General features: G+C 59.8%; 3 protein-coding genes. 2 read left to right on the top strand and 1 reads right to left on the bottom strand.

The genetic code is table 11. The annotated features are described in order from the left end of the window. Positions 1 to 10: 10 nt before the first annotated feature. On the bottom strand, positions 11 to 787 hold the full coding sequence (locus WCG50_RS18115) for a ferredoxin--NADP reductase (protein WP_336900995.1): 777 nt from the start codon (positions 785 to 787) through the stop codon (positions 11 to 13). A gap of 109 nt (positions 788 to 896) precedes the next feature. Here WCG50_RS18115 and WCG50_RS18110 point away from each other — a divergent pair, with 109 nt between their 5' ends. After that, a complete protein-coding gene (locus tag WCG50_RS18110) occupies positions 897 to 2,387 on the top strand; it encodes an AAA family ATPase (RefSeq protein ID WP_336900994.1) in 1,491 nt (496 codons plus the stop codon). 124 nt (positions 2,388 to 2,511) lie between these two features. Further along, positions 2,512 to 3,522, top strand: coding sequence for a sulfate ABC transporter substrate-binding protein (locus WCG50_RS18105; RefSeq protein WP_336900993.1), 1,011 nt, complete (start codon positions 2,512 to 2,514; stop codon positions 3,520 to 3,522). Positions 3,523 to 3,750: the final 228 nt, after the last annotated feature.

The following is a 3,750-nucleotide window of genomic DNA, read 5'->3' as shown; positions in this document are numbered from 1 at the left end:
CGCGCCGACATTACTGCTCGGCAAACGCCCGCTCGATCACGAAGTCGCCTTGCTTGGTGGTGTTGCCTTCCATGAAGCCGCGCTGCTCCAGCAGGTGCTTCAGGTCGCGCAGCATGCCAGGGCTGCCGCAGATCATGACGCGGTCGGTGGCGGGGTCGAGCTTGGAGAGGCCCAAGTCCGCTTGCATCTTGCCGCTTTCCATCAGCGTGGTAACCCGGCCCTGATTGACAAACGGCTCGCGTGTCACGGTGGGGTAGTAGAGCATCTGGTTGGTCACCATCTCGCCCAAAAACTCATGATCCGGCAGCTCGCAGGTGAGGTACTCGCGGTAGGCCAGTTCGGCCACGTCGCGCACGCCGTGCACCACGATGACCTTCTCAAAACGCTCATAGGTTTCGGGGTCGCGCGCCACGCTCAGGAACGGCGCCAGACCGGTGCCGGTGCCGATCAGGTACAGGTTTTTACCGGGCAGCAAGTAGTTGATCAGCAGCGTGCCGGTGGGTTTACGCCCGACGACGATTTTGTCGCCAACCTTGATGTGTTGCAAACGCGAGGTGAGAGGGCCGTCCTGCACCTTGATGCTCAAAAACTCCAGGTGGTCTTCGTAATTGGCGCTGACGATGCTGTAGGCGCGCAACAGCGGTTTGCCGCTCTCCAGGCGCAGGCCAATCATGGTGAAGTGGCCGTTGGAAAAGCGTAACGAGGCGTCACGCGTGGTTTTGAAACTGAACAAGCGGTCGGTCCAGTGGTGAACGCTTAAAACGGTTTCTTCTTGAAATGCACTCATGGCAGCCTTGCAATAAATTTTAAAAGTCGATGCGGGTAAGCCCTGAGTGTAAAACCTCTCGACGCCGGTCATGCGAAAAAGCATGGCTCGAGTTGCCAAGTCTGGCATCATGAATCTTATGGATGCCCCTTTGCCTCCCCTGATTGCTGCGCTGCTGGACCCCCAACGCTACCCGGAGGCGGTGCAACGGGTGGACCTGGTGCAAACTCATATCTCCTGGGTGTTGCTGGCGGCAGAGTTTGCCTACAAGATCAAAAAACCGGTACGCCTGCCTTTTCTGGACTTCAGCACGCTGACCCTGCGGCAGGGCTGTTGCCAGGATGAATTGCGCCTGAACCGCCGTTTTGCCCCGGATCTTTACCTGGGCGTGGTCGCCCTGTACAACACCCTAGAAGACCCGCAGTGGAGCGGAACTGGCCTGCCGATTGAATACGCCGTCAAGATGAAACGTTTTGAAGAGGCTGGTCGGCTGGACCGGGTCTGTGACCGGGGCGAATTGCAAGCGGCCCACCTGTCGGACCTGGCGGACACGCTGAATGCGTTTCACCAAGAGGCGGCCATCGCCCCGATGGATTCGCGCTTCGGTGGCGCCCCTGAAATCATCGCGCCGGCCCGCGAAAACTTTCGTGATCTGCTGAAACTGTTGCCACAAGCAGCGGTTCAACACCGCTTGGCGGCGCTGCAGTACTGGACCGAGGTGCAGTTCTCCCAGCTCGCGCCCTTGATGGTGGTGCGGAAAAGGGACGGGCGGGTGCGCGAATGCCACGGCGATTTACACCTGGCCAATATGGTGTTGATCGACCAGCACGTGCGCCTGTTTGACTGCCTTGAATTCAGCGAAGACCTGCGCTGGATTGACGTGGCGAGCGACATCGCCTTCACCTATGTCGACCTGCTGGCGCACCAGCAACCGGGTCTGGCGAACTGGTTTGTGGACGAAGTGCTGAGCCGCAGTGGCGACTACGAGTCGGTGCAGGTGTTGCGGTTTTATGCCGTGTACCGGGCGCTGGTGCGGGCCAAGGTGGCAGCGATTCGCAGCCTTCAATCCGCGGATGACGACCACGAGGCGCTGGCCTATGTTGCTTTGGCCGAGCGCCTGATTGCCCTAGTTCCGAAGCACCTGGTGATCACGCATGGGCTTTCCGGCTGTGGCAAAACCGTGGCCTCCACGACGCGGTTGCAGAGCGACCCGCTAGCGTCCACCGTGCGACTGCGCTCGGACGTGGAGCGCAAGCGTCTGTTCGGGTTGGCCCCCACTGATGCCAGCGGATCGACGATCGATGCTGGTATCTATGCCGCCTCTGCCGGTGCCCAGACCTATGCCCGACTGAGATCGTTGGCGGAGATGTTGCTGCGCGCCGGTGGCACAGTCATTGTGGATGCGACTTTTTTGAAGCGGGCCGACCGCGATGTTTTTCGTGCGCTGGCTCATCAAGCGGGGGCTACGTTTGAAATTCTGGCGCCCCAAGCCACACCTGATCAATTGCTCCAGCGCATTCAGGCCCGCAGCGCCTTCGGGCGTGATGCGTCCGAGGCCACGCTGGATGTACTGGCCCGGCAGATGCGCACGGTGGAGCCACTGCAGGCTGACGAACGCTAGCCACGGATGGCTTACCCCAAAGATGTTTTGGTTATTTACAACTGATTAATCAGTAGTTCCAGTTTTAAGGGCTAACTCCCAGAATCCCCTCATCGCAACTTTTGAATGAGTAAAGGATTCCAAAATGACCACCCGTCGTCGCATTTTCAACATCACCCTGGCGGCTGTTCTGGCCTCTGCTGCATTGGGCGCCAGTGCCCAGCAAGCGGTGTCGCTGCTCAACGTTTCCTATGACCCCACCCGCGAGTTGTATGTGGAATACAACGCAGCTTTCGCCAAGCACTGGAAAGCCAAAACCGGTCAGGACGTGACCATCAAACAATCCCACGGTGGCTCAGGCAAACAAGCCCGCTCGGTGATTGACGGCCTGGACGCCGATGTGGTGACGCTTGCCCTGGCGGGCGACGTTGACGCCTTGGCCAAGAATGGGCAATGGGTACCGCAAGACTGGCAAAAACGCCTGCCGCACAACTCGGCGCCCTACACCTCCACCATCGTACTGGTGGTGCGCCAAGGCAACCCCAAAGGTATCAAGGATTGGGATGACCTGGTCAAACCCGGCGTGAGCGTCATCACCCCCAACCCCAAAACTTCCGGCGGCGCGCGCTGGAACTACCTGGCAGCCTGGGAGTTTGCCAAGCGCAAATTTGGCAGTGAAGCCAAAGCCAAAGATTTCGTGACCAAGCTGTACGCCAACGTGCCTGTGCTGGACACCGGTGCCCGCGGCTCATCCATCACCTTTGCCCAGCGCAACCAGGGTGACGTGTTCATCTCGTGGGAAAACGAGGCTTACCTGCTGGAAAAAGAATTCGGCGGCAAGGTCGACGTCATTTACCCCTCGATCAGCATCCTGGCTGAACCCCCGGTGTCAGTGGTGGACAAGAACGTGGACCGCAAGGGCACCCGTGCCGTGGCGACCGCTTATCTGGAATACCTCTACACCGACGAAGGACAGGACATTGCCGGCAAGAACTTCTACCGCCCGATCTCTCCTAAAGCCCTGGCCAAGTACGCCAAGCAGTTGCCCAAGCTCAACCTGTTCACGATTGAGCAGGCCTTTGGCGGCTGGGCTAAAGCAGACAAAGCCCACTTTGCCGACGGCGGCAGTTTTGATCAGATTTACCTGAAAAAGTAAGCAGCTTCGCCACTGCCCCGGCGTGCCCGAGGTGTCCGGCGTGCCCGGGGTCAGGTCATGCCCGCCAGCCGGGAAGGCTCCAGTTTTGGTGCAGTGCCAGCAGGCGCAGCAGGGTGGCTGTGGCGGCGGCGGTCACCAAGCTGACCCACTGGGGTGCGCCCCCGTACTGGACTGCAATCATGACCCAGCCGCCCGCAAACGAACAGACCGCATAGGGCTGGTGGTCGC

Origin of the sequence: Rhodoferax sp., assembly GCF_037143375.1 — a bacterium.
Taxonomy (GTDB): domain Bacteria; phylum Pseudomonadota; class Gammaproteobacteria; order Burkholderiales; family Burkholderiaceae_C; genus Rhodoferax.
The sequence above is the reverse complement of the archived record's forward strand: the minus strand, read 5'-3'. Positions and strand labels throughout refer to the sequence as shown.